The 4,209-nt window shown below is 44.7% G+C and carries 3 protein-coding genes; all 3 read right to left on the bottom strand.

The features are described 5' to 3' along the window. Positions 1–322: 322 nt before the first annotated feature. Positions 323–664, bottom strand: coding sequence for a hypothetical protein (locus tag B4K20_RS16270; RefSeq protein WP_289283718.1), 342 nt, complete (start codon positions 662–664; stop codon positions 323–325). A 47-nt stretch (positions 665–711) separates the two neighbouring features. Continuing rightward, a complete protein-coding gene (locus B4K20_RS16265) occupies positions 712–3,420 on the bottom strand; it encodes a cation-transporting P-type ATPase (protein ID WP_289283717.1) in 2,709 nt (902 codons plus the stop codon). A 180-nt stretch (positions 3,421–3,600) separates the two neighbouring features. After that, complete coding sequence (locus tag B4K20_RS16260; RefSeq protein WP_286304119.1) at positions 3,601–4,143, bottom strand: cytochrome b; 543 nt, start codon at positions 4,141–4,143, stop codon at positions 3,601–3,603. Between the last annotated feature and the right edge of the window lie 66 nt (positions 4,144–4,209).

The raw sequence follows: 4,209 nt of genomic DNA, 5'->3' as shown, positions 1-4,209 counted from the left end.
TCTTATCTTCTTGTTTGGCCTTTTTTGCTGCTTTCTTTTCTTTCGCCGTTAATAGCGGTGCTTTTTTCTGATTCTTTTTACTATCTTGACCTTTACTCATGATATTCACCTGTTAATTGAATGCATTAACCTCAACTGCTTATTAGCAAATTTGAGGACATGTTCTAGGTAGAAACATCAACGCCAATCAATGTCGGTACATAGATAGTCAGTATGGGCGCAATCACTAAGAAGTGATAGTTTATTTATTCGCTCAACCTCTTTATGTGAGCCCTAAAACATCACAATGACTAAATCATGTGATTAGATTTATGAATAAAGGCTAATCGCCATATCGATGCCAGGATTCAAAAGGGATATTGTGCTCTTCCAGAAACGACAACACATCGGCTGATTTTTCATCACTGAAACGCGTTTCAAGCAAGTTGATGATATCTCCCCGCTTACCCAGTGATTTTTGTAAGATCGTCGTATGCTCAGCTTTTATCGTCCACCGCCATTCATACTCTGAGGAGCCAAAAAACTCTTCAACAACAGGCCCTAGATCTTGTCCTTCAAAAACCAGATCGCCATTATGCTGAAGTTCAGCACTCAGAAACCGAAGTCCTCGCCTGTCGCGCTCATCTCGAAGAACGGTTTTCTTTTTATTCCTTGCTCCACACATTGATTTCTCTTGAACTTCCTCTTTAATTAACTAGCATACTTAATCACTTATACTCTGGTACGCCGCACAAAAAGACGCAGTTGCTTTTCCATTTCAATCGTAATAAATAACATCACACCAATAGCTATCACCAGAACACCATCCCAAAAAGAAATACTTTCAGTACCAAAAATAGTCTGAAGCCACGGATGATAGGTAATGACAAACTGGGCACAACTAATCACAAAAACCACCCGCCAAATGACTTTTGTGCCACAGATAGCTTTCCAGGTGATCGATGTACCGTGAATATTCCGAATAAAAAATAAGTGGAAAATTTCCATTACAACCAGCGTATTGACGGCTAGTGTTCGGGCAAGTTCAAGCGAATATCCCTGACTGATAGCATAGTCGTAAATACCGTAGACACCACCCAAGAAAAGCAAAGACACCAAAACAATATGCCACAACAACTCAGCACTTAATAACGATTCATTTCGCGATCGTGGAGGCCGGCGCATGGTATTTTCTTCTGTCGGTTCAAAAGCCAGAGCAATACCTAAAGTCACTGCTGTTATCAGATTCACCCAGAGAATCTGAACCGGTGTAATAGGCAAAGTCATACCAAACAGCAAAGCGACAATGATCGTCATGGCTTCACCAGCATTAGTGGGTAAAGTCCAGCTGATGATCTTTTTCAAGTTGTCATAGACCGTTCGCCCTTCGCGGACAGCTGACACAATCGTGGCAAAGTTATCATCGGCCAGTACCAGTTCAGCCGCTTCTTTTGCTGCTTCAGAACCTTTAAGTCCCATGGCAATACCGGCATCAGCACGTTTAAGTGCAGGGGCATCATTCACACCGTCACCGGTCATGGCAACAGTCAGATCATGTGCCTGTATCGCTGTAACAAGCCTTAATTTATGTTCAGGACTGGTACGGGCAAAAATATCGCAATCAATAACATTGGCTTTTAACTGCAAATCATCCATGCCATCAATATCTAATCCTGTCAGCACTTTATTCGGATTTTTCAGGCCAATTTGTTTACCTATTGCAGCAGCAGTTTCGGCATGATCGCCCGTAATCATTTTCACACGGATACCCGCCTGGTGACATTCAGCCACAGCACTTATGGCTTCCGATCGGGGAGGATCAATCATGCCGACCAGTCCTAACATTATCAGAGACTCGTTGAGATCATCCTGCTCCAAAACAGTGTAGTCAGTGTTAACGGGTTTAACGGCAAACGCCAACAAACGTTGGCCTTTTGCTGCAATAGTCAGCATTTGTTGCTGCCAATATGCCATATCTAATGGCTCAACTTTGCCATCAGTGCTGCGCTGACTGCCACACATTTCTAATAGGCGCTCCGGCGCACCTTTAACAAAAATACAGGCATGATGTTGATGATCATGACTTAGTGTTGCCATAAACCGGTGACGGGCATCAAACGGGATCGCATCACTCCTTTTCCATACGGATTGTTCCTGCCTGACATCGAGATTCATTTTGCCAGCAAAGGACAGTAAGGCGCCTTCCATAGGATCACCTTCGCTATGCCAGACACCCGACTTTTCTACCAACGAAGCATCATTACAAAGCGCGGCTGCACGAGCCATTTCTTCTAATGCACTATGCTCTGTTGGTGAAATACAGCGATCATTTAACTTCAAATCGCCTTCAGGATTATAGCCCTCGCCCTCTAAGGTAAACGCGTGCTGATAAGTGACAACCGAGGCCACCATCATTTCATTGCGAGTCAATGTGCCGGTTTTATCAGAACAAATCACAGACACCGAACCTAATGTTTCAATCGCGGGCAAGCGACGAACTATGGCCTGGCGTTTGGCCATAGCTTGAACGCCAATTGCCAGAGTAATTGTCAGTACCGCAGGGAGACCTTCCGGGATAGCTGCTACAGACAACCCCACCACGGACATAAACATCACAGCAAGATCATGCTGAGTAAAGAGATAACCAAAAACCAGCAGTAGTGAGGCGAGTACCAGAATAATCAGCGTTAACCATTTAGCAAACACATTCATCTGCCTGATGAGTGGCGTCGTTAACGTTTCCACCTCTGAAAGCAAACTACTGATACGACCAATCTCAGTATTTCCACCAGTAGCAACAACAATGCCTTTCCCCTGTCCAGACGCCACCAATGTTCCAGAAAAAGCCATACAGCTTCGGTCACCGAGCGCTGCTTGCTCATCAACTGAACGGGTCAGTTTTTCTACCGCTACAGATTCCCCCGTCAGAATTGACTCTTGTATAGATAAGCCATGGGCATCAAATAAGCGTAAGTCCGCAGGGACTTTATCGCCTGCTTCAATCAAGACAATATCACCCGGAACCAGCTCTTCACCCTCAATACTGACTCGTTCAGCACCACGAATAACATGGGCAACCGGTGCCAGCATTTGTTGGATCGCCCCCATAGCTGATTCTGCTTTACCCTCCTGAATAAAGCCAATAATGGCATTAGCCATAACAACGGCCAGGATGACACCTGTATCAATCCAATGGGCAAGAGCGGCAGTAACAACAGCAGATCCCAGCAACACATAAATAAGAATATTATGAAAATGACTGAGAAACCGGATAACAGCACTGCGTTTTTTTGCTGTTGGCAGACTGTTTTTTCCGTACTGACGGAGTCTCTCACTGGCTTCCTGCGAATCCAGTCCTGCTGCTGAAGTCGTTAATGCTTCAAATGAAGAGTCGACACTCAAGGTATGCCATGCTGTAACGCTACTTTTTGATGAACTCATCTTCACAGTGCCTCACATCATTAACTGTCTATCCGTGAATCTCAGTAAGTGCCGTCTGAATTCACTCTATTTAACTACTTTAATTCAAATGTCATTCAAAGAGAAAGTTGTCGAACTTAATTTAAGGACAAAAAAATGGGCCCCAAAGGACCCATTTTTCAGATGAACATTGTGTTGGTACTACCAACGCATCATTCTTCGCACAATGCCATCATTACGGAAGGCATGATAAATCGCGCCACTGACATGCACGGCAATAATGCCCAGCAGTGCCCATGCCGTCCACATATGCAGCTCACCCCAGAACTCGTTCATTTCCTCATCAGGTGCAGCAATGCGAGGGAACTCAATCGACCACCAGAACACGGTGTCCCAACGGGTATGAGCGGATGACAGATAGCCGGTCAAACAGACCGCAAGCACTAAACCATATATTGCCACATGTGCAGCAATGGCAGACCAGTGCATCCAGGGTGCCATATCCGTTGAGTCTGGTGGTGTAGGTCGGTGCCTGAGACGGACATACAGCAACATCAGAATAATGATCACTAATGTGATACCAATGTTTTTATGTAACTGAAATGGAAATGCCCGGAATTGTAATTCCGGTGATGGCAAAGGTAAGCCCATCATCCACCAGCTTGAGATAAATAAAAAGAAAATTGAAACAGCCAGCAACCAATGCAGGATTACCGCCGTTCTACTAAAACCTTGTCTTTGCATAACAGCTTCCGTTTATATTTCGTTGCAAATGTGGGAGATTAAGCATTGGCTTCACTGTGTCTGCCA

It is taken from the genome of Methylophaga sp. UBA5088 (assembly GCF_002414625.1).
Lineage (GTDB): Bacteria > Pseudomonadota > Gammaproteobacteria > Nitrosococcales > Methylophagaceae > Methylophaga > Methylophaga marina.
This window is presented reverse-complemented; position numbering and strand designations above follow the sequence as displayed.